The sequence below is a fragment of the Paenibacillus amylolyticus genome (assembly GCF_003719335.1).
In the GTDB taxonomy this organism is placed as follows: domain Bacteria; phylum Bacillota; class Bacilli; order Paenibacillales; family Paenibacillaceae; genus Paenibacillus; species Paenibacillus amylolyticus_D.
The window spans coordinates 1-24624 of sequence record NZ_RIAS01000011.1; the positions used below are offsets into that span (position 1 = coordinate 1).

Annotated in this window: 24 protein-coding genes and 1 riboswitch; of the genes, 3 read left to right on the forward strand and 21 right to left on the reverse strand. The window is 44.1% G+C overall.

The annotated features are described in order from the left end of the window. Nucleotides 1–129: 129 nt before the first annotated feature. The 12 genes from EC604_RS18925 to EC604_RS18980 all read right to left on the reverse strand — a co-directional run bounded on the left by EC604_RS18925 (nucleotide 130) and on the right by EC604_RS18980 (nucleotide 8663). Complete coding sequence (locus tag EC604_RS18925; protein WP_123065652.1) at nucleotides 130–528, reverse strand: DUF2500 domain-containing protein; 399 nt, start codon at nucleotides 526–528, stop codon at nucleotides 130–132. Nucleotides 529–710: 182 nt separating this feature from the next. Then, on the reverse strand, nucleotides 711–1322 hold the full coding sequence (locus EC604_RS18930) for a C39 family peptidase (protein WP_123065653.1): 612 nt from the start codon (nucleotides 1320–1322) through the stop codon (nucleotides 711–713). Next, entirely contained in the window at nucleotides 1319–1873 is a 555-nt protein-coding gene (locus EC604_RS18935) for a GNAT family N-acetyltransferase (RefSeq protein ID WP_123065654.1), read from the reverse strand. The genes EC604_RS18930 and EC604_RS18935 overlap by 4 nt, the downstream gene beginning before the upstream one ends. Before the next feature lie 67 nt (nucleotides 1874–1940). Next, a complete protein-coding gene (locus tag EC604_RS18940; protein ID WP_123065655.1) occupies nucleotides 1941–2426 on the reverse strand; it encodes an AAA family ATPase in 486 nt (161 codons plus the stop codon). Nucleotides 2427–2458: 32 nt separating this feature from the next. Further along, nucleotides 2459–3025, reverse strand: a complete 567-nt coding sequence (locus tag EC604_RS18945; RefSeq protein ID WP_123065656.1) for a GNAT family N-acetyltransferase — start codon at nucleotides 3023–3025, stop codon at nucleotides 2459–2461. A gap of 186 nt (nucleotides 3026–3211) precedes the next feature. Next, entirely contained in the window at nucleotides 3212–3688 is a 477-nt protein-coding gene (locus EC604_RS18950) for a GNAT family N-acetyltransferase (RefSeq protein ID WP_123065657.1), read from the reverse strand. A 31-nt stretch (nucleotides 3689–3719) separates the two neighbouring features. Then, nucleotides 3720–4499: an HAD family hydrolase gene (locus tag EC604_RS18955; RefSeq protein ID WP_123065658.1), complete on the reverse strand. Its 780-nt coding sequence runs from the start codon at nucleotides 4497–4499 to the stop codon at nucleotides 3720–3722. A gap of 32 nt (nucleotides 4500–4531) precedes the next feature. Further along, nucleotides 4532–5311: a phosphotransferase gene (locus EC604_RS18960; protein ID WP_123065659.1), complete on the reverse strand. Its 780-nt coding sequence runs from the start codon at nucleotides 5309–5311 to the stop codon at nucleotides 4532–4534. A gap of 17 nt (nucleotides 5312–5328) precedes the next feature. Further along, nucleotides 5329–5901: a histidine phosphatase family protein gene (locus EC604_RS18965; RefSeq protein ID WP_123065660.1), complete on the reverse strand. Its 573-nt coding sequence runs from the start codon at nucleotides 5899–5901 to the stop codon at nucleotides 5329–5331. Nucleotides 5902–6214: 313 nt separating this feature from the next. Beyond that, nucleotides 6215–6559: a hypothetical protein gene (locus tag EC604_RS18970; protein WP_123065661.1), complete on the reverse strand. Its 345-nt coding sequence runs from the start codon at nucleotides 6557–6559 to the stop codon at nucleotides 6215–6217. A gap of 401 nt (nucleotides 6560–6960) precedes the next feature. Continuing rightward, nucleotides 6961–7170, reverse strand: coding sequence for a hypothetical protein (locus EC604_RS18975; RefSeq protein WP_123065662.1), 210 nt, complete (start codon nucleotides 7168–7170; stop codon nucleotides 6961–6963). A 215-nt stretch (nucleotides 7171–7385) separates the two neighbouring features. After that, nucleotides 7386–8663: a WD40/YVTN/BNR-like repeat-containing protein gene (locus EC604_RS18980; RefSeq protein ID WP_161556983.1), complete on the reverse strand. Its 1278-nt coding sequence runs from the start codon at nucleotides 8661–8663 to the stop codon at nucleotides 7386–7388. Between the two features lie 346 nt (nucleotides 8664–9009). On the opposite strand from EC604_RS18980, the gene EC604_RS18985 reads away from it, so the two are divergent. Continuing rightward, nucleotides 9010–9939, forward strand: a complete 930-nt coding sequence (locus tag EC604_RS18985; protein ID WP_123065664.1) for an L-lactate dehydrogenase — start codon at nucleotides 9010–9012, stop codon at nucleotides 9937–9939. Between the two features lie 204 nt (nucleotides 9940–10143). Here the strand turns inward: EC604_RS18985 and EC604_RS18990 are convergent, their stop codons facing one another. The 9 genes from EC604_RS18990 to EC604_RS19030 all read right to left on the reverse strand — a co-directional run bounded on the left by EC604_RS18990 (nucleotide 10144) and on the right by EC604_RS19030 (nucleotide 22569). After that, a complete protein-coding gene (locus tag EC604_RS18990; RefSeq protein WP_123065665.1) occupies nucleotides 10144–11361 on the reverse strand; it encodes a chromate transporter in 1218 nt (405 codons plus the stop codon). Nucleotides 11362–11384: 23 nt separating this feature from the next. Then, a complete protein-coding gene (locus EC604_RS18995) occupies nucleotides 11385–12317 on the reverse strand; it encodes a tyrosine-type recombinase/integrase (protein WP_123065666.1) in 933 nt (310 codons plus the stop codon). Nucleotides 12318–12415: 98 nt separating this feature from the next. After that, nucleotides 12416–13504, reverse strand: coding sequence for a hypothetical protein (locus EC604_RS19000; RefSeq protein WP_123065667.1), 1089 nt, complete (start codon nucleotides 13502–13504; stop codon nucleotides 12416–12418). Between the two features lie 276 nt (nucleotides 13505–13780). Beyond that, entirely contained in the window at nucleotides 13781–15172 is a 1392-nt protein-coding gene (locus tag EC604_RS19005) for an amino acid permease (RefSeq protein ID WP_123065668.1), read from the reverse strand. Nucleotides 15173–15777: 605 nt separating this feature from the next. Next, complete coding sequence (locus EC604_RS19010) at nucleotides 15778–17232, reverse strand: glycoside hydrolase family 1 protein (RefSeq protein ID WP_123065669.1); 1455 nt, start codon at nucleotides 17230–17232, stop codon at nucleotides 15778–15780. Nucleotides 17233–17256: 24 nt separating this feature from the next. Continuing rightward, a complete protein-coding gene (locus EC604_RS19015) occupies nucleotides 17257–19122 on the reverse strand; it encodes a beta-glucoside-specific PTS transporter subunit IIABC (RefSeq protein WP_123065670.1) in 1866 nt (621 codons plus the stop codon). Nucleotides 19123–19269: 147 nt separating this feature from the next. After that, on the reverse strand, nucleotides 19270–20109 hold the full coding sequence (gene licT, locus EC604_RS19020; protein WP_123065671.1) for a BglG family transcription antiterminator LicT: 840 nt from the start codon (nucleotides 20107–20109) through the stop codon (nucleotides 19270–19272). A gap of 310 nt (nucleotides 20110–20419) precedes the next feature. Further along, a complete protein-coding gene (locus EC604_RS19025) occupies nucleotides 20420–21793 on the reverse strand; it encodes an amidohydrolase family protein (protein WP_123065672.1) in 1374 nt (457 codons plus the stop codon). Between the two features lie 203 nt (nucleotides 21794–21996). Next, the gene (locus tag EC604_RS19030) at nucleotides 21997–22569 is read right to left on the reverse strand and encodes a CGNR zinc finger domain-containing protein (protein ID WP_123065673.1); all 573 of its coding nucleotides are present in this window, start codon (nucleotides 22567–22569) and stop codon (nucleotides 21997–21999) included. 163 nt (nucleotides 22570–22732) lie between these two features. Here EC604_RS19030 and EC604_RS19035 point away from each other — a divergent pair, with 163 nt between their 5' ends. Further along, nucleotides 22733–23236: a DinB family protein gene (locus EC604_RS19035; RefSeq protein ID WP_123065674.1), complete on the forward strand. Its 504-nt coding sequence runs from the start codon at nucleotides 22733–22735 to the stop codon at nucleotides 23234–23236. A gap of 83 nt (nucleotides 23237–23319) precedes the next feature. Beyond that, nucleotides 23320–23470, forward strand: a riboswitch (FMN riboswitch). Between the two features lie 146 nt (nucleotides 23471–23616). Further along, nucleotides 23617–24597, forward strand: a complete 981-nt coding sequence (locus tag EC604_RS19040) for a DMT family transporter (protein ID WP_123065675.1) — start codon at nucleotides 23617–23619, stop codon at nucleotides 24595–24597. The last annotated feature ends 27 nt before the right edge of the window (nucleotides 24598–24624 follow it).

The window sequence follows — 24624 nt, forward strand, 5'->3', positions numbered from 1 at the left end:
GCTACGCAGGGGCTTGGCCCCTCCTGCGACCGGACTTTCACCGGCTAGAAGATGCGTGCTTTGCTGGGCACGCCTCACAAAAAAAGCTCACGCCACTTGGGCGCAAGCTGCTCCATATTTCAACCTAATTTAACCTCGCAGACGTTCAGTGTACAGCCGATTCGTGCGTTCAAATCCAATATACCGGGTTCCCTTGAAGGAGAGCCGTCCTTCATCCCCCTCCGCACACATACCATATTCTTCGCCATTCACTTTGAATTCCAAGCGGTCACCGCTCTCTACTTCAAAAGTGACGTAATAGAACGTTCGTGCGGCAGTCGTGGTGCCGGATTCGGAAGGCGGCTGGCTCATCTTTACCCGTCTGCTGGTGATGCGAGAGTGTACAGTCAGCAGAGGCTCCGCATTGTTGCGCCCCCACCTCCATACTTCTTTGCCCATCGATAACAGCACGATACTCAGAATCAGGACAAATGCCAACGGAAAGACGGTTCCAAACAAATCAAACATCCAGGATGATTCAATGCCCATGTCTCTCCCCTCCGTTCATACTTCGGACAGCCAGAGTCTTGACCCGTCTTCTGTAATGTATATGCGGACGAACACAGAACTTGTTAACCTGATGAAATATTTAGATCGTATATCTTAGGCAGAAAACCGATTTTATTTTGAAAATACTTAGCAATCCTTTAACCTTTCTATAGGGTAATATATTACGCAGTTTTAGTTAGAGAATCAGGCTGCGGCTCAATCACAATATAGGAGTTACGGCTGAAAGGAAGCCATGTGTTCCATAACGACTCCAGTTCAGTTACACTCATCTTTCGATTGTACTGTGCTTCATCACAATTCCGCTTGAAATCCAGTGACTCTGCCAGATAAAAATGAGTTTCATCATACCCGACAACAGGCACAAAGTGCAAAAATCGCCGGTCCGAATGAACCCTGATGAACAAAATAACAGGTACGCCACGGCTAATCTGCCTCTTTAACGTAGTGACATTACCACGCAAATACGTTGCGGGGTACCCGAGTTTTTTGAAAAAAACAATTATCGCTTTTGGATAAAAGGTGCCATCCAGTAATTTGCGCGGATACCTCCGATACAGCTCATTTCCTTCTGACTCCATGCCGAAATGCCTTAACACATATGCACTGGAAAATGCCGCGCATTCGACGTTCTTCTGTACCTCTGTCTTATTCGGAGTCCGGATAAAGTATGTGGAGGGCACTTTGACACTGTATATATCATCCTTCTTCGGTAGGCTGTAATAGCGATAAATTAACCAGAAGACTATTAGCCATAAAAAAATATTGGATATCATGTCGAAACTTCCTCCTGCCAATCTCTGGAAAGTAAGCTGTAGGTCACAATGTTCTCATAATGATCATATAACCACTGAGCCTGTCTGGATGTGCCTTCGTTTATAAATCCGATCTTCTCAGGGATGGCTCTGCTTTTAAGGTTATTCTCTGCGCATTGAATCATAATTCGGTTTAACTTCAATTCATTAAATAAATATGTACTCAATTTTTGAATGGAGGTTGTAATGATGCCCTTCCCTTGAGACGATTCCGATAGGAAATATCCTATGCTCGTCGCTTTGTTTTTCCAATCGATATAGTGCAAACCCAGCATGCCCACCAACTCTTGGTTTAACCATATTCCTGCATCGAAACCATTTCTTTCTTCGTAGTTACGTGTCCACATTTCAATGACCGTATCCAAATCCTCAGGAGATTGTCGTTTATCAACCCACAACAGCCACTCTCTTAGAATCACCCGGTTCTCATCAATTAAGGAGTATAGTTCATCTCGATCTTGGTATTGTATCAGCTTTAACTGAATAGAATCATTGACTTGAAAAGGAAGCATGCAATCCCTCCAATCATCCATATATGTTACGTCCTGAATATTTTCGTAGTCCAGACATCCGAATTTTCTACCAGTTCGCTCTGACCCACTGCTCAATCTGTTTCGCAGCTTCCTCGGAAGACAGATCCGTAGTATCCACCGTCGGCATCGCCGGGTCAAAGGCCTTATCCGCATGCTGCAACAGCCAGTTCGCAAAATTACGATGATCTTCAATCGCATTTTCGTCCCAGCCCCGTGCTTGCAACCGTGTCTCACGCGTTGCATCATCACAGTGCAGGTTTATGTAAAGAATACGGTCAAATCGTTCGATATAGTTCGAGGATGCAATATTTTCGGGTACCATCGTGCCACATAAAATGGTGCCTCTTCCGCTTAACGAGATGCTATAAGCAACACGCAGCCAGTTCTCTTTGGCAATCTGCCAATCAACGTTGTCAATGATATCCATATCAAAGACATCAAATTCAGGCAATAGCTTGCGAACATGCGATGATACCGTTGTTTTTCCCGTACCGCTCGCACCTGTGATAACAAATAAAGGTAGTTTACTCATTAGAATAATCCTCCTGTTGTGTTTTATAAACTCTAATCTTGCTGAATATCTCTAGACTTCCATTCCGCCGCCCTTAATCCGTACATCACTCGGTGTAGAAATCTCCCATTCAAAAACTCATAATCTCGCAGCTCGCCTTCACGTTGAAAACCTAGCTTCTCAGGTATAGCACGACTTCTCCGATTTTCAGTTGCTGCACCAATCTCCACTTTATTCAAGCCAAGCTGCTCAAATGCATGCTCAATAAGTACGTTAACTGCTTTCGTGATAAGTCCATTTCCCTCGTATTCCTGGCCCAGCCAATAACCAATCTCAGCCTTCCTGTTTCCAAGGTCAATGTCACAATATCCAATCGAACCAGCCAGATCACCTTGAAACCAAATCCCTAACCAGTATCCTTCCTCCTGCGCATAGCGTAGACGGGTGCGTTTGATAAAACCTGCTGAATCTTCTTCAGTCAAAGTCATGTCTGGAATTCTGAGCCAGGCTCCGAGATGTTCCCGGTTTCGATCAATTAATCGAAATAACGCTGCTGCGTCATTGGATGTAAAAAGCGAAAGGTACGCTGTATCTGTTCTATCTAAGGCATGTTTAAACATAATCAATCCTCCCGGAGGTTTATTCTAAAGCCTCCTTAATCTGCTGCCAGCCAGCTTCAAATCTTAGATCGGTCTATATTCCCCTTGAAAATGGAATTGGTAGTCATTGCAGCCCTTCAACAATCTTGTGCGTCATTCGACTCGCAAAAGCAAAGTAACAACCACATGGAGCGAAGCAAACTAACCCTACAGAAGTTGCTTTTTTAAATCCATCCGTATGTACGTTTTGTCGTAACTTGAACCATCTTCATTATGGTAAACAGCATGCTTGGAGTAAGGTTCAGAGATGGCATGATAGCCGTGCTCCGAGATCAGCTTGATCATTTTGGGATTTTCAATAGGATCAACACTCACAAACATTTTGCTATAACCCAATTCTTTCGCACGTTCTTCTCTATACCGGATCAATGCTGACCCAGCACCTTGACCGCGATATATTTCCTTAACGTACAGATCACTTAATTTAGGAACCAGCTTTCCTTGTAATTTAAGAACAGCAAACCCCAGAATGGCGCGATCCTCATCATCGGTTTCAGCAACCGCTACGATGACTTCTTTTTTTTCCTGCTGTTCCATGTAGGACATGAATAACGGCTCGTTGTTACGAACAGAACAGAGTCCTGCGATGTCCCTAGCGACAGCTGTTCTTACAATATATTTCATGGCTTTGTACCTCCACATTCCGTTCACGACATTACTGACAAAGTCTCTCCAAAATAACAGCCACCCCGTCATTTTCATTCGTTTCTGTCATCTCTTTAGCTCTGCATTTCAAATCCTCAATGGCATTCCCCATCGCGACAGGCCAACCACATCGATCAAATAGACCGATATCATTTACATCGTCTCCAAACACCATCACCTCTTGCATTGCAACACCCTTGGCATCGCAGATCATAGAGACGGCATGTTCCTTGGAAGCATTTAGCGCCGAGACTTGCGTTAGTTCACCTTGATCGGTGACCAATATGTTCAACTTCCCTTCAAAGCGTTCTTGAAAAGCCAAACGGTCTAGATTTCCTGTGAAAAGGATCTTGGAAGCTTCTTGTTGTTTAAGTTCCATCAATGATCTGACAATCGGCTGTCCTTTTACTTTCATAATGGTCTCTGCATCATAGGGCTTCAAACTCATCCATACATCTCTCACTTCTAAACTAATGTCCAGATCCGGGTTACATGCCAAACAATAGTCTAGAACCTCAGCTGTTAACGCAGGTGTAATTCCAATATGATTGTGACTTCCAGTATGTCTGCAATTTGTATACGCGCCGTTGTAATACACAAATGAACCGATCTCCAGCAATTCTGCGGGCAAAAAAGCTTTCACTGCCCTCGGTGGACGCGCCGTCGCAAATATGAATTTCATCCCACGATGGGCACAATCCAGAATCGCCTTTACGTTTCGCTCGGAAACTTCTTTGTTTGCCTTCAATAGGGTTCCATCCAAATCTACAACGATAACTGGAAATTTCATAGGTTCTCCCCTGTCCCACTTCTGTACACTTTTCAAAAAAAGTTATATATTCCATCTTCGAAATATCGATATTCTTCTTCCGTTAATCTCCGTTTGCCATACGCATCATAAAAGATATGTTTGTCCCGCTCATCCTCGAATGCATTCGTTTTCGGTCGAATGGCTAAGGCCACGTCATAACGGGGATCACCATAAGCCGCTCCCGCCCAGTCGATCATTCCCACGACCTCACCATCACGGACGAGCACATTATCGATGGTAAAATCACCGTGAATTAAGGTAGGTTGCACCGTGCTTGGTCGGTTCTTTTTCAAATGTGTGAGCAAATGTTCATTCCCGTCTATTGAATAATGAGCCAGATTATACTCCGCCTTGGATAACATCGTATCGAGCCAAGCAGACTCTTTACGTTGCCATTCCATTGGACAAGGGCATTCATGCAATTTTCTCAGACAGCGTCCGAAGCTGGTAATTGCCCTTTCCTTATCCTCTTGAGACGGATGGCTGGCAAGAAATTGCCTCAACGATATTCCTTCTATATAATCCATCAACAGCCATCTTGATTGATGCTCTGCACAAAATGAATGCGTTTTCGGGATAGGTAACCCCTTTCCTTGAAGAAGCTGCATGGCGATATGTTCGTCAGATAACCATTCGTTGTAGAGTTCATGTTCTGTCTTTTTGATAACATATCTCTGATCTGCTGTCTCCAGAACGGCAACGGTAGACGTGTGACCTTGCCTTGGAAATGTAATTCGCTGTACGGTTCCAATCTGTCCCAATATCTCCGATGGAATATCTGCAAGTTGCACGGGATGTCCTCCTCCACCTAAGTGAGATGTTTAGTACAGTTATAGAGCGAGCAATCCCACCGAGGAGTTCCGCTATGCAAGTGTGTTACCGATGTGTTTGATAGATTTTCACGAATATCTATATGAGAAAGAAGTCTTTTCATGGTAAGGCTAAGAAATGCTCCGTGGCTTACAACTAATATATTCTCACCTGCGTGTCGGTTAGCTAAGTCGGCAAGGCACTGCCTTCCCCTTTTTACAATAGATTCATGAGATTCAATCCCCAAATCCAGCTTGGACCAGCCATAACCCCACCGATTTACACGTTCCTGCTCCGTCGTACCTTCAATCTGTCCGCAGTCCATCTCGCGTAACCGCTCATCCACACGTATTTCAATCGAACTCGCTTCGCCAAGGATCGAAGCCGTTTCCAATGCTCTGGACAAATCACTTGAATAGATATATTGCCATTGTTCCGATCGAATTCGGTCAGCAAGCAAATGTGCCTGTCTTCTCCCCTCTGCATTAAGCGGGATATCGGTGTGCCCTTGTGTCCGATATTGATCGTTCCAGTCCGTCACGCCGTGCCGAATAATTCCTAATGTAGCCATATGTATTCCTCTTTTCTAGTACCGTTCATCCATTCCTGCATCTTCCATGTAAAACGAAGCTAACACATACATCGACGGTTCGTCAATGATTGGTAGCGTGCACTTATTAATTCGCACAACATAGAGTCCTCGTATATGTATTTTCTCTATCAATCTCAACTTCAATTTGTTTAGTCACAACTGATGCATTATCATCAGCAAGATATTTCTGTAATTTGTCACTCATTTCGTTATTTCTTATATTTCATTTCTTCATAAAAAAATAGCCTGAAGAACTGCTCTCTGGAGCAGTCTTCAGGCTATTTCAGTCTATCTATTTTACGGTGATGAAATACATAATGGTATCTCCACCAGGAAGATCTGCCACAACTGCAACACTACCTGGCTTCAAGCCTATGACTAATCCTTGTCTATTTAGATAAATAGCGTCGTATGGTGGAGCACTGGAAATAAAAAATCCAGAACCTGTGAGATTAATCGACTCACCAACTTTAATAGTAATCTCAGCGTAATAATTGTCTTTGGCCGTTACATCTTGGTTAACCACGGTCATAGCTGGATTTTCATTAACTGCTGTACTACTGTTAGCAAAAGAAGTTGACCCTAAGGAGAAACAAGCAGTTAGTGATAACAAACCTAATAATAATTTCTTTTTCAAAATTATCACTCCTTATTATGGAATATATATCCATTATATAGTAATATAAGAATAAATAAATATATTCTAAATTTATATAATTATTTGAAATTTATATTATAATCAGCACCTCTATGCCATGCAATCAGGGAATTGCTCTATAATTCAGAGTCCGTAGCCGTTCCCTTCAACATCAATCCCTCTATTACTATCAATCTTAGTAACCAAGATATCCATGTTACCGTCTAGTTCCTCCAGTGACTTGAATTACTGACCAGTTACAAAGTGATTTCTTGGGATAAAGAAGAAAATTTTTCTCTATAAATAATGTGTTGTAGGATATTTGAGTTTTACAAAAAGAAAAACCCCCTTTCGGGGGTAAATCGTTGATACAGCGCTATTTTCAGCTCCATTTTCTTTCACTAGGCGTACATCATATCCATGAATCCACGGGTTACATCTACGCCTTCTGCTGGTTCCGGCTGGTCTTTCTCTGCATGTGCAGCCATGCAAGCTTTCACTGCTTCTTCAGTGGTACAACGGTTAGCATCGTCACATGTGTAGCATAAGTGAAGCATGTATCTTGTTAATTCATCCGCCTGCGTGAATTGAGTTTGACCGTTGGTTCTCATCTTCATCACTCCTTTTCTTCTTGAGTTAAATATAACATCATTTTCACGATTTATTTGTGATTTATTTCACAATGTATCAAAAAATTAAACTAAAAATAAAGGGAAAACCTCATCCGAGATTTCCCCCTACTCTTTCCACTTCTATGCTACTTCCATACCCGAGATTTAATTCTGATTAATGCTCGATCTCATTCGTTAAACGGAGTAGCGGCACATTAAAGAACTTTCCAATGTTCTCCGCCATCTACGGTTTGCAGTAGTAGCGATCGTTTGGCATCGGTGTTCTCCACTAAGATCCAGCCGAGCTTCGGCGATACCATCTGCATTTTCACAATTTCAGGATAGTCTTTGAAAATCTTTTCTAAAACACTGCTCGCAGGATAGGCTGTCCATGTTTTTCCTGTATCTTTCGTGTAATACATGATGCCCTTCTGCATTGCCCAGCCTTCGGACGGACTCAGAAACACAGGCGGCAGATTGCGGTTGATCCCTGTTTGTTTGTTCAAGTTAAACGAGTACTGCTTCCAGCTTACTCCACCATCTGCTGTGAAGAAACCGCTGAATGAGTTGCTCTCTCCACTGGCACAGGACAAGGACATCCAGGCCGACTTGGCTTCACGTCCAAAAAATTGAGGTGCACTAATCGTGAAATTACCACAAGCTTTGAATTTATCCCGGTCAAAAAAGGAAGAACCCGTTCTCCACTGTTCACCACCATCTGATGTCACATACAGCTTCGGTGTACCGAACTCTATGGCAGTCAGGAATCCATGCTTGGAGTCTGAAAATGTCATACCCGTGGTGTAGCCACGTTTTGAAATTTCACCCGTTTTGGATTTATCCTTGTCATCACTGGAAGTCATTCGCTCCCAAGTTGTACCTCCATCCTGAGTACGATACAGGTTCTTGTCCTGTTTACCAATTCCCGTATCTAGCGTCGTCAGAACCCAGCCTTTCTCGGGAGAGACAAAGGATATTGCTGTTACCTTATCCGTCTTCGACAAGGAAGACAAACTCCAGCTCACGCCTCCATTATTGGTACGCAGCACAATCGTATCTGTGCCTCCCATCCCCTCTCGCACAATCCAGCCATGCATACGATCTACAAAATAAATACTTTCTCCATATTTCGGATTAGCCGGGAATTGCACATTCTCTGAAGGTGAAATGTTGATCCACGTTTTTCCCTGATCCTGAGTGTAATAGAGCCGGAGCGCATTACGTGTAACTCCCCAGGCCAAGCCGCCGTTATCGTTAATGAGTTGAAAATCGGTCAAACGTGTCTGAATTTGATATTTGGCCATCTCCGCTGCTTCGGTGTTATTGTTTGTCGGGGGTACAACGGTAAGGGTCTGACCAACGTTACCGCCGTCATCCTGTTCCTGAGGTTCTGCAACTGGCGGCTGTTCCGTTTTGGTACATGCAGCCAGCAACATCATGATGCCTATAGACAGCAGGGCTGTCTGCGCGATTTTTTTCCATTGCAAACGCAAGTGGGTTCCACCTCTCTCATTCATCAGACAGACGCGCATGTCCTGTGACGAAGTTATATTTACGATTCATCAGAATCCACTGCTCCTATTCTACCACAAACTTCGACCTAAAGGCTCATACCGATGGGTAACTTGACGAATGTTGAATATGTTTGCCGATTTTTGTCCTCTAATAAAAAATGTTGGTTATTTTTTGATCGTGTGAAGTCCATTTAACTACGTTTTTAGCGGATTTTTTCTGGTAACTGGGATATGTTGTGAAAAAAGTTATAGACAAAACTCGCTTTATCTCCTCATATCCCTTAATATGGATGGTAGTATACCCAAAAAGGAGAGGATAAAGATTATGACAACAAGTTCAGCATTGAAGCCCAGTCGTGTCGTTATTATTGGCATGGGTGCGGTAGGAACAACAACGGGGTACACGCTTATGCTCAGACAGCGTTCGTCCGAGTTGGTATTTGTGGATGTGAATCATGACAAGGCAACCGGCGAAATGCTGGATATGAACCACGGTTTACCATTTACCGGTGGCGTTAAAGTGTGGGCAGGTGACTATTCCGACTGCAAAGATGCTGATATTATTATCATTACTGCGGGTGCTTCCCAAAAACCAGGCGAGACTCGTATTGATTTGCTGAAGAAAAATGCAAGCATTTTCAAAGACATCATTGATCGAATTACCGAAGTCAACTCGCACGGTATTTTGTTGATTGCTACGAACCCTGTCGATATCTTATCCTATACTTCCTGGAAACAAAGCGGCTGGCCGGCATCCCGGGTCATCGGCTCAGGTACATTGCTGGACAGCGCACGATTCCGTTATCTGATCGGTAAAAATAAAGGCATCGACCCCCGCAGCATTCACGCTCACATCATCGGTGAACATGGGGATTCAGAGGTGCCTGTCTGGAGTCTGGCAAACGTTGCGGGAACAGACCTTGAACTGGACGAAGAAACCCAACAAGAGATTTTCAACAGCACCAAAAATGCAGCTTACGAGATCATTAATGCCAAAGGAGCCACTTCCTATGCCATCGCCTTGGCGCTTGATCGTATTGTAGCTGCAATTCTTGGTAACGAAGGCTCCGTGCTAAACGTTTCCACACTGCTTGAAGATTATAACGGCGTTTCAGACGTATATCTGGGTGTTCCTTGTGTCGTCGATCGCCATGGCGTGCGTGAAATTCTGCCTCTTCCGTTGAATGAAACCGAGAAATTGGCTTTTCAGGCATCTGCGAACAAATTAAAAGAACAGATTGCCGGACTGGAATAACCTATACTTTTATACATTAGAATAAGACCATCCAACAACTCTGCATAGAGTTTGGGATGGTCTTTTGATATTATGTGACAGGACACTCCACTTCCTCACAAGATTATCGTTTAATTTCAGCCGTTCATGATTATCATTAATGATTTCAATCTTTGCCTTTTCTTTATTTTTAGTTTACATAATAATAATGACGGAAACTAAAATTCAGTTCACAATCATACCTCCAGCGAGACCTACTAAAACGATGATCCATGGTGGACACTTCCAGAAGGTCAGTAGTACAAAGAGGATACATACCAGCGCAAAATCAGCAGGCGACAACACAGCTGTTGTCCACAATGGTTGATAGAGTGCGGCTAGCAGAAGACCTACAACGCCTGCATTGATTCCAGCTAACGCACCTTGCATATGCGGATTACCGCGAAGCACATTCCAGAAGGGCAACGCACCGATAATGAGCAAAAATGCAGGTAAAAATATAGCCATTGTAGCAATAAACGCTCCTGCTCCGCCCATCGAAACGGCCCCAAGATACGCGGCAAAAGTAAACAAGGGGCCAGGAACCGCTTGTGTTGCCCCATATCCAGCTAGAAAGTCATCTCTGCTCACTAAACCGTGAGATACGAGCTCTTGTTCCAGCAAGGGTAACACGACATGCCCTCCACCAAATACCATGGAGCCTGCTCGGTACATCGAATCGAAAAGAGCGATCCACTCCATGTTTATGGCCTGCCGCAGGATTGGCAACAGGACAAGCAGACCTGCAAAAGCGATTAAACAAAGCACAGCCAAGCTGTGACGTATGGGAACATTCATTTTGACAGCAGGAGCGGCCGGTACATTGCGGTACACCCACCAACCAATGAAACCTGAGAATAGGATCAATACGACCTGACTATAAGGAACCGTCCATAGTAGAGCAGTCGCGGCCACGGACACAGCGATGGTAATCCTCACTTTATCCGGGGTAAGCTTCTGAGCCATGCCAAGTATAGCATGAGCAACAATCACCACAGCTACAATTTTTAAACCGCTAATCCAGCCCGCATGGCTCACATCGTAACCTTTTAAAATAAAAGCAAATGCCACTAATATGAGCACGGATGGAAGGGTAAATCCAATCCAAGCCATTAATCCACCAAGCAGACCTGCACGCATGACACCGATCCCAATCCCAACCTGACTACTGGCTGGTCCAGGGAGAAATTGACACAAGGCCACAAGATCAGCATAACTCTGCTCATCCATCCATTTTCGTTTGCGTATATACTCATTATGAAAATAGCCCAAATGCGCTGTCGGGCCTCCAAAAGAGGATAAACCCAGCTTGGCAGCAACCATAAGCACTTCCCATAGCGTCCGCCATCGGTTTCGTGTAACAGCTTGATCCTGGTCATTCGAAGCTGGATTGCCCGTCTTCATGCTCGCCCATCTCTCCTAGCAGGTCATGTGTTGTTGTGAACTGGAAGTTTGACATCCAGCAAAGCCATCGCCTCTTCTTTTTCCCTGCTGGTGACATGGGTGTATACCGTTGTCGTTTGAATGGAGGCATGTCCAAGCAGTTCCTGTACCGTGCGCAGATCTGCTCCACGCCGCAACATCATGGTCGCGAACGAGTGACGCAGCTTATGGCTGGAATAGCTTTGGCGCTGATGAACAGGAGCTTCCTGCTGGAAGCGTTCGAAGGTTTCAGTTGAGATGAGTTGAATGCTGCGAATGGACAGACGCTTTCCCTTTTGCGATACAAACAGGGCTTCTTCCTTCTCCCCTCTCCACGGATTCAGCCGCTCTTCAAGAGCCTGAGATAACACTTCTGCAACCGTCTCAGGAACTGGGATCGATCTCCATTTTCGTCCCTTCCCGAACACATCGAGTGTGCGTCGCTCGGGGTTGTAGTCTTTACAATTGAGGGCATGGACTTCTCCCACCCGAAGTCCCATATAACCCATTAGCAGGAACAACGCCAGGTTGCGGATGCGATATTTCCCTTCGACGGATGCCAAAAATCGCGTCAAACCGCCTTCATCTAGAAAGACCGGAGCACGATTTTTCTCGGTTTTGGACTTTTTGATGCCAGAAGCCGGATTGCTCGCCAGCACTTCGAGTTCAATGAGAGACTTGTAAAAGCAGTTGACTGCCGCGTGTTTACGGTTCCGGGTAGCATCACTCACGCCACGCTCCCGTGCACGAGACAGAAAAGCAAGCACATTCAACTTTTTCACCTGCTCCAGCGACTTTCCTTGGATAGAGGTAAGGAATTCTGTTACGTCCCCCGTGTAGGATTTGACCGTATATCCGGTGTATCCGGCATCCTTCATCCAGATATGAAAGGCTTGCAACTCATCCCCATACTGCTCCTGAACCTCTTCATTGATCATCTGCTCTTGTCACCTCCACTGACTTCAATTGTACTGACTGACGTGAATGCAATGTATTTCTACTTCAAAATCTGTTTACTATTGCAGAACGCAGATGCTTAACTTAGTGGAAAATCAAGCTCTTCGACGATCACGACATCAGCCATCAGCAAAATCATCTCCGGTTTCCCCTCACGACGTGTGAGCACAAACGACGGGATCGGATTTTCATGAAGCTCATTGACTGATTCCGCCACTTGAACATACAGATCCAGATGAAGTGTCTCGCCTTCACCTGAAATATCAATGACAGGCCAATCTTTTCGTATACAATCAGCCCACAAAGCCAGCTCATTCGCTGGAATGATACTTAACTGCTGCACATTTGTATCAATCGGATATATCGCTTGCCGCTCTGGTTCATCCCCAAGCTTGTCCCATGGTAATGCATAAGCAGCTTGATCGCTTGGTGGGGAATACAGGGAGTAACACCACGGGGTGATGCCCCATACAACCATCATCAGCCCTTCTTCGAGCAATACATCCAGGCGACCTTCCGTGAAATGTTCAATTAAATTATGATTACCTGGCCCAAAAAGTTCCTCGACTCGCTTCGCGAGACGATCCAGATCCGCCAGAATGAATCCTCTTCGGCCATAGGAGTCGAACACATGATGATTCCGAGTCCATGCTGCAGATGGTGAATCGAGTATTGAGGCAACTGCCGGGAACAACGTGATATGTACAGTATTCACTTGTGCGTATTTCACCATCGCTAGCTGTTCCGGTTCTAACGGACCTTCTGCGATTCGGGGTGTTTTTCGGTGCAAAGCAACGCGAACCTCATATTCCCCCTCTTTATAAGGTGCGAGATCAAGTTCAATCGGATAACTTATGCCTTGAATCGAAGCGATTGAAATCTTGCTGTTCTCAGTTAGACGAACCGCATATTGTACATATGATATTTCGGCTCCATACAGAACATTAGCATCCTCACGGTGCACAGGTGTCTGCAATAGCTGGGCGATGACGGATACTTTGCGACCATCCTCCAGATGTCGCTGCGGATCGATGTCCAACTGCAGATCTTCTGTTTCATTCACTTGTGATATGATCAGCTTCGCCTCGGCGAGAACGTTTGAATCCGCAAGTGCAAACCCAAAATTCGACGAGTGTTCATTAAAATGGTTATGTAATGGTTCTTTCATAAGTTAACCCCTCTCTTCGGTTCTGATTGCAGATCACACCCCCAAATATATTTCATATTTGGTTCAGCCGCAACCCCGACCTGCTGTTACATCCAACATGTTTCCTTTAACCTTTACCCATGTGAGTGACAAATTTAACTCTGCAAACTTCTTTTAATCTTTAGTTTTAAACATCTCATTTTAACCAGCTACCCCTATATTGCGGCACAGAAAAATCCCTGTTCCTTCGCTTGGCGAATGGGGAACAGGGAAAGATTCAAAGCTTATTTTTTTGATTCACTTCCGCCGAAGCGGATTCAGATGACTATGATGACGACCATAGGCAAAATAAATAATTAATCCGATAATTAGCCAGCCAAAAAAAGTAATCCATGTTAGCGCTGCGAGACGAGTCATTAAATAGAAACAGCCGAGAGCACTCAGAATCGGGATCAGCGGCACCAGCGGAACACGGAAACCTCGTTTGAGATCAGGGTTATTTTTACGCAATACGATAATCCCGATACTCACTACAGCAAATGCAAACAACGTACCGATGTTCGTAAGTTCGGCCAGATGGCCAAGAGAAATGAAGCCGGAGAACAGTGCAACAATGATACCTGCGAGCCAGCTACCCACGGCCGGAGTCTGACTTTTGCCACTTACCTTGGAGAAAACGGGAGATAATAGTCCATCACGCGACATGGAATAGAGCAGACGGGTCTGACCATACATCATGACGAGCAATACCGTTGTAATTCCCGTAATGGCTCCGAGGGATACAATCCATGACAAGCCGTTTAATTGAACAAATTCAAAAGCAAACGCAACCGGATCACTAACATTTAACATGTTGAATGGCACAATGCCCGTGAGAATCAGAGATACTACAATATATAGAACAGTACAAACGGCGAGGGATGCAATAATACCAATCGGCAGATCCCGCTGGGGGCGTTTTACCTCTTCCGCTGCAGTTGACACGGCATCAAATCCAATATAAGCAAAAAACACTGTAGCTGCACCCGCCGTTACACCCGAGAAGCCAAACGGTAAGAAAGGATGCCAGTTCGCTGGCTGCACGTAAAACACACCCACACCGATGAAAATAAGTACCACGATAATTTTAATCGCTACCATGATTCCATTCGCTCTGGCCGCTTCCTTCACTCCTCGGGTAAGCAGGAACGTAATGATTAATGTAATCAGAGCCGCTGTAATGTCAAAATACGTGCCTTTTTCCGGATTCAATGCACTCGTTAACGCATGAGGCAACTCTAATCCGAACCCGGATAATAAGGTCTGGAAGTACCCCGACCAACCGCTGGCTACAGCCGCACTCGCAAAGCCATATTCCAGAATGAGATCCCAACCCAGAATCCACGCGATCACTTCACCAAATGCGGTGTAGCTGTACGTATAAGCACTTCCCGATGCCGGGATGGTGGAAGCAAATTCAGAGTAACAAAGGGCAGCAAACGCACAGATGATGCCTGCCAGTAAAAAGGATAATACCAGACCCGGGCCTGCATACTTGGCAGCTGCGACACCTGTCAGTACAAATATGCCTGTACCAATGATCGCTCCTACGCCAAGCGTTGTTAAGTCGAAGGCACTGAGTGCTCTCTTTAACGCACCGCTTTCATTCGTTTGGCTGGCAATCGGTTTTTTGCGAAATAACACACTCATTCTTTCATTTCTGCTCATACGCATGTTCCTTTCATGGTGAATCTCGAATGTGTTGCCGCGTAACTACGAAGAAATAACATTTCTCATCTGTTCTACGAAAAACTCATTTGTTCTATCTTATCCATCACCTATAAAAACCTATCGAATTCTACACGTTATCGCGTTGAATGATTAAATTTATTTTTGAAGATGGCTTATTTTGACCTTTATGCACGAAAAATATCACGCTATGCTGCCTATGCTCCAATATGAAAATGGATTTAAATAAAAACTGCGTATAATTTATATTATACGCAGTTTTTTGAAGACTTTTTATAGATCTAAATCTAACTTTTATCGTTGTTAAATGAATTTATGTGAATGAACTTCTTTTTCGTCTTTTTTCGCTGTCATTTCTTCCCCTAATTCGTCTGATGATCTGCCTTCTGTCTTCCTTCCTACTGCTTCCTGCTCTTACTATCTAATTCGGATTGTGCCCGTATTGTTCGAAATGAAAGTAGCCGCTAAGAGTTTAGCGGCTACTTTCATTTCGAACAATACGGGATATATTCAATTCTCTAACCAATGATCATACTAACGGGTATTTCACTACGAAACTTTTAATCCTAACCCAGATCTTCCCCGTTGGATTCAATTACTTTTTTATACCAGTAGAAACTGTTCTTTTTACTTCTTTTCAGTGTTCCTTTGCCCTCGTTATCCTTATCTACGTAAATGAAACCATAGCGCTTGGCCATTTCACCCGTGGAAGCACTCACAATATCAATGCAACCCCAGGCTGTATAACCGATCAGGTTAACGCCGTCACGGACAGCTTCTCTCATTTGTTCAATGTGAGCACGCAAAAACTCAATTCGGTACGTATCGTTAATAGTGCCATCCTCTTCAACGACATCAACTGCACCCAAACCATTCTCTACAACCATCATCGGGATGCGATACCGATCATAGACGTGGTTCAAAACATACCGGAGTCCAACCGGATCAATCTGCCAGCCCCAGTCCGTCGCTTTCAGATATGGATTTTTGTATCCACCAAAGACATTACCTTGGGTTTCATCACCCTCTGGACGCGTACCGACCACGTGAGATTTATAGTAGCTAAAGCTATAGAAATCAACACAACCTTGTTTTAGCACTTCTTCATCGTCATCTGCCATTTGAATGTGAATATGTTTCTCTGTAAAATATCTCTTGGCAAAGTCAGGATATTCTCCTCTAACTTGTACATCACTGCTCATCATATTGTTGATTTGATCCATTCTTAGCGCTTGTAACATATCTTCCGGTTTACATGTACTTCCGTAGCCATGACTGTAATTGATCATACAACCGAGTTTGAAGTCTGGATTGATCTCATACGCAAGTTTGACAGCTTTGGCACTCGCCACGAATTGATGGTGCAATGCTTGAAATCTCATCTGCGTGCTGTCTACTGATGTGTTGTTAAATACACCGCCATTTTTATCAACCAGAAGTCCTCCTGCCAAGTAGGCACCTGCTGGAACAATCAGGCTATTAATCTCGTTAAAGGTGATCCAATACTTTACCACATCTTTGTAACGATTAAAGATTGCGTCGCAATACCTCACGTAACAATCGATCATTTCCCTGGAAGCCCAAGCGTTGAATCTCTTAGTTAAAGCAAACGGTGCTTCATAATGGGAAATTGTAACGATCGGTTCAATGTTATACTTTTTCAATTCATTGAACACCTTGTCGTAAAATTGAAGCCCTGCTTCATTTGGGGTCACATCGTCTCCGTTAGGGAAAATTCTGGACCATGCAATGGACATTCTGTAACAACGGAAACCCATCTCTGCAAACAAACGGATATCTTCCTTGTAATGATGGTAAAAATCTATCGCTTCATGTGAAGGGTAATGAACCCCCTCTTCAGTCGTTATCGTAATGCGACGGGGAACCGTGTGGGTTCCGCCTGTCATCATATCGGCTGTGCTTGCCTTTTTACCATCAAGGTTCCAGGCACCTTCATATTGATTCGCCGCTGTCGCACCACCCCACATAAAAGATTCAGGGAAACCATTGTTGTTATTCATGAACCATTCCTCCTTAAATTACCTTTAAATAATTTTGATCAGTTTTTCTCCAATCGTAATCGATGTCTTGTCCGTGTTGATCACATCTACAAAATCATGGGAGTTCGTAACGATAATTGGGGTAGTCAGGTCAAAGCCTTTCGACGCAATCGCATCTGTATCAAACTCAATGAGCAAATCTCCAGCTTTTACAGTATCGCCTTCTTTGACGTGAACCTTGAAATGCTCACCTTTCAGCTTTACGGTATTCATTCCGATATGAATAAGAAGCTCCGCACCATCATTCGAACTAATACCGATGGCATGGGACGTAGGGAAAACCGCAGATACCACACCGCTCGCTGGCGCAACGAGTTTTCCAACCGTAGGTTCAATAGCGATCCCTTTTCCCATAGCACCAGTTGCAAAAGCTTCGTCCTTAATCATGGATAACTCTAGAACTTTACCAGTCAACGGAGCAGTGAGGACATGTTCAGAAACACCAGCAACAGCTGTACGATCGTTCGTAGACGTTTTTTCTTGTGTTACTTGATTCTTTCCATCCTCAGGTACATCTTCAAATCCCAAGATCAGAGTCATGATGAATGTAACTACAAATGCAATCACACAACCAATTGCGGCATGAACCAAATTCCATGGATGATCCGTGATAAACGCCGGCAGGGTAGCTATACCTGCAATACCTAGAGCCGATCGAGCTACACCGAACAATCCGACATATATACCCGCTACAGCGCCACCAACGATTACTGCGATCAGTGGTTTTTTCAAACGTAGATTTACACCAAACAAGGCAGGCTCGGTAATTCCGAGCAAGGCAGTGATGCTCGTAGAATATGCAACTTGTTTAAATGCTTTATTTTTAGTTCTGAGAGCAACTGCAAGTGCAGCGGCACCTTGAGAAATATTGTGTACAAGCATACCCGGACCAACAATGCTATCCGTTTTCGTCTGTGCATAAGCCGTAAGCACAACAGGCCCCAAACTATAATGCATACCCGTCATAATCAAGAACGGGAATGCCCCGCCGATAATACCCGATACTAACCATCCTGCATGCGTATTAACAAAAGAAACGGCTGACGCAAGGTAGTTACCCGCGATGGCACCGATTGGACCCAGTACAATCAGTGTTAGTGGAGCCATAATAAGAATAACAATCAACGGTTTAAGAATGGATTTAATAACCGATGGAGAATACTTCTCCGCAAAGCGTTCAACATACGATAAGATCCATACAGCTAAAATTATCGGAATAACCGACGAAGTGTACGTCGCCGGAGTGACAGGCAGTCCTAAAAACTTAACAGGCTTACCTGCAGACATCAACGCCCCTAATGCAGGATGCAACAGAACACCAGCAATGGTTAATGCAAAGCCCACGTTAGCTTTAAGCTTAACAGCCGCACTCCAGGCAAGCAGCATCGGCAAGAAGTAATACGCCGCATCACCGATAAAGGTCATAATTGTATTGAATTGTCCATCCAGATCAACGAGATCAAATGTTTTCAAAATAAGAAGAACGGCTTTGATCATCGCACAACCAATCATGGCTGGCAGGATTGGTGTAAAGATTCCGGAGATCGTGTCCAGAAGCGTAGTCAGTTTTCCTTTTTTCACAGTAGGAGCATCATTGTTCGTTGCAAAGTTCCCCAGCTTCGTCAAAGCTTTATACACATTGTTTACCTCGTTACCAATAATGACCTGATACTGCCCGCCACTGCTGGCAACACCCACAACACCTTGTACATTTTTTAATGCTTCATTGTTCGCAACCTTTTCATCTTTCAGATTGAATCTCAATCTTGTAGCACAGTGTGTTACACTATCTACGTTTTTTTCTCCACCGACCAGTTTTAAAATCTCGGCGGCTGTGCTTTCATGTTTCATGTACTGCTCCCCCTCAAACTTTTTTAGGTATAAAAAAAGACCTAGAATTCTATCGAATATAGATATGCTCTATACACGATGGAACTCTAGGTCTTGCCTGCCTCACCAGTAACAATCCTAGTATATTCATTATAGTGGACTGATGGATCAATCCTTCTCTTCATCAATGACCCTTTTGATATGAACCGTTAAATATACCAATTCATCTTCTGTTAATTCTTTTCCATAATCGACCCGAATCAGCTGTGCAATTCGGATACTGCATTGATATTCATTTGTATACTTTTCTTTAATGATATGGAGAAAATCACTATCACCGCTTTTCAAAACCGTATTATTAAACAAGCGATAGGCGAAAAATTTCAAATGAGTAACAAGTCTGGAATAATGGAGTGAGCTTTCATTAAAATGAATATTAAACTGATATCGAATAATATTCAAGACTTTATGAATGAACTGTGTAATCTTCATGGTTTCTTCCATTTCAGATCCCAGTTCTGCATTGACAATATGAAGCGCAATGAACCCCGCCTCATCTTCAGGCAGTGTAATGTTAAATTCCTCATTAATCATATCCCGGGCTTTCATAGCCACGCGAAATTCATTGGAATAAAACGCTTTAATCTCTGACAATAAAGCATTATTGAAATTCATACCTTGCTTATAACGTGCCACTGCAAAATTAATATGGTCCGTTAACGTTAGATATATATTTTCATTAAGTTCCTTGTTTAAGGACTGCTTGGCGTACTGAATGATACTATCGGATACACGAATATACTCCATCGGGATTTGTGCCAGCAGGGCATATAATTTACCTGTAACATTTTTGGATTTCAGAAAAAATTCTTTTTCAATCTTGACTGTGTCCACATCGTCTCCCTTTTTCTTCTGAAAACCAATGCCACTGCCTAAAAGCATCATCTCCTGGCGCCGTTCATTGACTGCACAGACGACATTATTGTTAATAATTCGTGTGATCTTCATCGGAATCTCCTTTTAAAATGAAACGTTAACAGAATTTAGCAACAAAAAAAGACCATTAATTATGCAGACATGAAAAAATACAATTCTTCATGTTTGCATTATCAATCGGTCTTGCCTGCTGATCAGTAACAATCCTGATTAAATTCATTATTAACTTATATGGCTATCTTAGTAGAAAGCGTTCTATTTGTCAACATAGCTTACTTCAACCCCAATATAATGTGAAAACAACCTACGAAAAACGGATTAGAAAAGAGCCGTATTGTGGATGAACGGCCCTTTTGCTTTATTTATTTTATAGACAGCTCTATTATGAGAAAACAACCCGATTCGCATCGGACATCCGATATTGCATCAGCAAATATTCCTTACTCTGCGTGGCTTTGCGCCGAATTTCATCCAGATCGACATGCAACAGCTTACCCTCTCGCTTCACAGGTTTTCCCGCAACAAAGACCGTATCGACATTAGACGGATTCGCAAACTGCACAACAGCACCAATCGGATCATGCACAGGGAAAAGGTTCAAGTCCGTCGTGCGAATCATGATCACATCCGCTTCTTTTCCCGGTGTAAGCGAACCTGTTTTATGCTCCAGTCCTAAAGCCCTTGCACCCGCGGAGGTTGCGAATCGCAGCACCTGGCTTGCCTGCAAACTGAGTTCACCCGGCATCTCACCCTGTTGCAAAAGGTACTCATTCGTTCTGGAACGCTCAGCTTGCAACGCAAATTTCATCTGTGAAAACATATCTCCACCCGTCGAAGTCACGACATCTACGCCAAGTGTTGGCGTACCCCCATGCTCCAAAAAGTATCCTGTAGCCGGGTAACCATGTCCCATCATCATCTCGACTTCAGGTGTGACCGACAACGAGGCTCCGCTGTCCGCGAGCATTTTGAATTCATCCATGCCCATCGTATTGCCATGAACAACATTAATGCGCGGGCTGAGTAGTCCTGCTTCATACATTCGACTGATTGAACGATCTACTGATCCCCAGCTGCCGAACCCGACATGCATCGAACAAATCGCGTCCAATTCTTCTGCAAGCTGGATGTCCTGCACCGTTGCATCCCAATGGCTAAACTCTGGTCCTCGAATAGCAAGTCCATAAGTGAGTAATTGATCATTCGAAGAGAAATATCGCTCTTTAACACCTCTAACATTTTCGGGATACGATAACTTGCTGTCTCGATTCCAATACGCCGTTTCCCCTGGTACACCATGGGCAAAAACAGCACGAATTCCTGCATCCCCGAGTCCTCGAATCAACTCATCCGTATGTTCAGCCGAATATGGCATACTCCAATCCAGTACCGTGGTGACGCCTGCATTAAGCGCTTCCAGAGATCCCAGCAGATTGGCGATATAGCTGTCCTGGGGACGAAGCTTGCTTCCCATAGCTCCATAGTACAAATTTTGCAGATAGACGGGGAGCGACCAGTTTGTTCCGGCTGTTTTGACAAGCGATTCCCACATATGCCGATGTGTGTCCACCAGCCCAGGCATAATAATCATACCTGAAGCATCGATGACCTCAATATCTGCATCGGATACCTCGATATTGGGCTGAATAGCTGCGATCAAAGAATCCTGAATAAGTACGTCTGCCCGGTTATACTGACCAATACGAGCATCCATCGATAATACACAACCGTTCTTCAAAAGATAACCTGTCCTCATGAGACACCTCTCCAATCGTAATGGTTTGTAAAATGATCTGATCCGCATTGCTTGTTCTTACATAAGATTTATGACTATATTTTTGCTAGTATATATACATTATATATCAATTGTCGATATTTATCAAATTCTGGAAGTGCTTCCTTCGACCATATGAAGATTCACGGATTATAAAGGTTGGACTTCGTTGGTGAACTTGATTATTATGTTTCACTCTTTTCCCCATTAGAGTTCAGTTTACGTTTAGCTCGAAAACGCCTAACCTTCATTAGATTGCCGCACATCTTATCATCGCAATATTTCTGTGTTCTGCTCCGGGTATCATCATAGAAGATCCAGCGGCAGTCCGGATTGTCACAGGATCGAATTCTCTTTCCTTCGCCCTCTACGAGTGTCATGGCAAAATCAGCGGCAACCTCCGCCATCACCTGAACCCAATGTGCATGGATGGGAACCAGTGCAACTTCCAATCCTTGTTCCTGTAATACTAATCGTCTGATGACTTCCCCCGCCCGCATAAAATCGTTCAACCAAGCTTGATCCTTCTCAGTGAAGGGCGTTCCGATAGACAATCGAATAGCCAGAGACTGTAAATCATCTCTAAAACTTCTCATTGTGGATTCCTCTTCAATCGAAGCCGGTACTGGCGCTTCTAATTGCCACCGATTTAAAAAGTCTTGCTGCCAGCTTGCGTTTCCCAGCCTGTCTTCTGATCGATCCCCACCACGCCAATCATGATAATCACTGTTTACAAAATCAGTCCATAATCTATCCATAAGAACCCCCGTTTAATGTAACAATCTAAATTAGATAAAGATGGTTACATTCATTAAAATTGTGTTATATTAATTGTAACCATTTCAACCCATATTAGCTAGTTACCATCATGATGAAGCAAGAACGAGATGAGTCTGACAAGAGAGGAATGAAATTCAAAAAATGAAAACAGTCACCACAGCACTAGATGTATTGGTTATTCAGAATGAAGATACCTGGGATCAATGTAACTGGATCGTCCCATTGTCAAAAGCTCTTGAGGGACTGAACGCCGAACAGGCTGCCTGGGTTCCGACTTCAGGTGGACTGAGCATATGGCAACTGGCCAATCATATGTTTTATTACAACCAACGGATTTTGGAACGTCTTCAGGGAAAAGCACCGTCTGTACCCGCTGCTGATTCAAACGTAGCTACATTTGGTATTTCCGGTGATCCTTTGAATGAAGCTGGCTGGAGCAAGCTTATGGAACAAACCACTAAACTGGCTGAGCAGTTGCGCGATACCCTTGCTACATTACAGGAAGCGAAACTTGAGGAAGCTTATATGGATTCCGAACAAAACTGGGCTCAGACGCTTGCCCGCTGGGTTCTGCACGATGCTTATCATGCAGGTCAGATTGTGCAGTTGCGGAGGCAACAGGGATGCTGGAGTATTGTTTTCTAAAAAAACACTTGAACTGATAGCGTTTACAGGAATAAGATGAACTTCATAAGGTTACAACTTGTTCAATACACTAATTAATTGAATAGGATCTTCGGGGTAGGGTGCAATTCCCAACCGGCGGTGATGTTCTTATAGAACCAGCCCGCGACTCGCTGTCAATGATGACTACCTGGCAGCGACTGACTTGGTGAAATTCCAAGGCCGACGGTACAGTCCGGATGAGAGAAGATCAACACAACGGCAAGCCGTATTTGGGAAGTCTTTTTCCCTGACGTCTTGTCTTTGAATGATCCCCCGTTTATTTGGCGTACGCCAAGGACGGGGGATTTTGTCGATTTTGCCAACTGAAGATTCCGTGTTCTGACGAAGGAGTCCTGAATATGGAAAACACATCAACTGCATCAACAATGTATCGCAAGGAACGAAGCAACACCGGATTTTGGCTGGTTGTGCTAGGCGCAGCCCTCTGGGGCGTGGACCCCTTATTCCGCATCCTTTTGCTAAAAACGATGACTTCTACACAGATTGTTCTAATCGAACACATCATCGTCAGCCTTTTTGCCATACCCGTATTATGGAAATTTCGTGATGATCTGAAACAATTGCGTGCACGTCACTGGCTTGCTGTCATCTTTATCTCATGGGGCGGATCTGCCCTGGCAACGGTATTATTCACTTTGGCCCTTACCCATAACGATCCCAACACGGTATTGTTGTTGCAAAAAATGCAGCCACTTTTCGCGATTGTACTTGCGAAATTGTTATTAAAAGAAACACTCCCGCGTCACTTCGGCGGATTGTTCATCATTGCACTCGCTGGAACGTACCTGCTTACGTTCGGCTTCTCACTGCCGCTCGGCAACTGGAATAATTGGATTCATGCAGGCAGCCTCCTGTCTCTTGGTGCCGCAGCTTTGTGGGGCGGTTCAACAGTCATGGGTCGGCTGATGCTGGGGCAGGCTCGATATGAAACGGTGACCTCCCTTCGTTTTGTCGTTGCCCTTCCACTCCTGATCTTCATGACCTGGAATGAAGGTGCACCTTGGACACTGCCGACTGGAACAGGGGCACAGGCTGCTGTTATTTTGAATATTCTTGGTCAGGCGCTTTTACCAGGTTTGCTGAGTTTACTCTTGTACTACAAAGGATTGTCTTCCACCAAAGCTTCTGTTGCAACCCTCGCCGAACTCAGTTTCCCGATGGCCGGCGTGCTTGTAAACTGGATTGCTTTCCGTACGCTGATAACCTGGGAGCAATTGCTTGGATTTATCCTGATCTGGATCGCCCTGTTTGCAATCTCCAAACAACAGGAACGTTCTACACCGATTGCTGAAGCTGCACCTAAACTTCGCACGGAGTAACTCATTTTCATATATGCAAGCAAATAA